General features: G+C 60.0%; 1 protein-coding gene and 1 pseudogene. One reads left to right on the top strand and one right to left on the bottom strand.

Annotation, left to right across the window (positions count from 1 at the left end):
* Window positions 1–287 (top strand): annotated as a pseudogene (locus A3730_RS13065) (23S rRNA pseudouridylate synthase B); the annotation flags it as partial.
* A gap of 371 nt (window positions 288–658) precedes the next feature.
* Here A3730_RS13065 and A3730_RS13070 read toward each other — a convergent pair.
* Window positions 659–943: RsmE family RNA methyltransferase (locus A3730_RS13070; RefSeq protein ID WP_156501198.1), on the bottom strand; the 285-nt coding region annotated here is incomplete at its 5' end.

The following is a 943-nucleotide window of genomic DNA, read 5'->3' on the forward strand; positions in this document are numbered from 1 at the left end:
CCACGCTGACCGGCGGCAAGTACCGGGAAGTGCGTCGCCTGTTTCAGTCCCAGGACCTGGAAGTGGCTCGCCTGATGCGGATCCGCTTTGGTGACCTGACGCTACCTCCGCAGTTGCGTCAGGGGCGCTGGATGGAGCTGGAGCCGGAGCAAATGAAAGCGCTGATCGACAAGGTGGAACTCAAGGGCAAGAAGTACACCGGGCTTTACGGCCGTGCTCGCCTGCGCCACCAGCGCAGCGGCAGCAAGCCACCGCGCAAGGCCCGCCGCGGGCCGTATCGCCGCTAGGGAACCTCTGAAAAACTCCTTGTGTACTCAGTCTTTCAGGCTGGTTCGCAATCTATACCCCATTCGGGGCACAGAGGGCGCGCTTTTGAAGGTGTCCCCTAACTGGGATCGAGATATGTCCATCCATCGAAAAAGCGCAACAACGAGTGCGGGCCAGCCTGAATGACCCGAAGGGCGTGGCCTGAAGCGCACATCTGCTGCGCCTTGCCTCTCGGAAAGGGAGCCACCCTGACCATCAAGACAAGACGCAACAGCTGCACGCTTCAGGCCACGCTGAGCATGCAAGGAGTTTTTCAGAGGTTCCCTAGCACCTTTCCTGTCTTTGCAGTCGAGGCCGTGATTCGTATGCGGTTCGGCTGCAGGGCATGCTGCTACGGCAGCCTCATCAGCCGGCCGACCAATGCTGGCAATGCCGTTTCCACGCGTAAGATTCTTGCTCCGAAACGGTGACAGGCAAATCCCTGTCGCTGCAGCATATCCACTTCATAATCCGTCCAGCCTCCCTCCGGGCCCACGGCCAGTGTGACTGGCTCGCTCAGGTCACAGGGAAGGGTGGGGTAATCATCCCCTGGGTGAGCAAGGATGCGCTGGCCACTACCGGCCCATTTACCCAGTGAATCTTCCACAAAGGGTTTAAAGCGGGGGGCCAGAATCAG

This window comes from Alcanivorax sp. HI0044 (assembly GCF_001634945.1).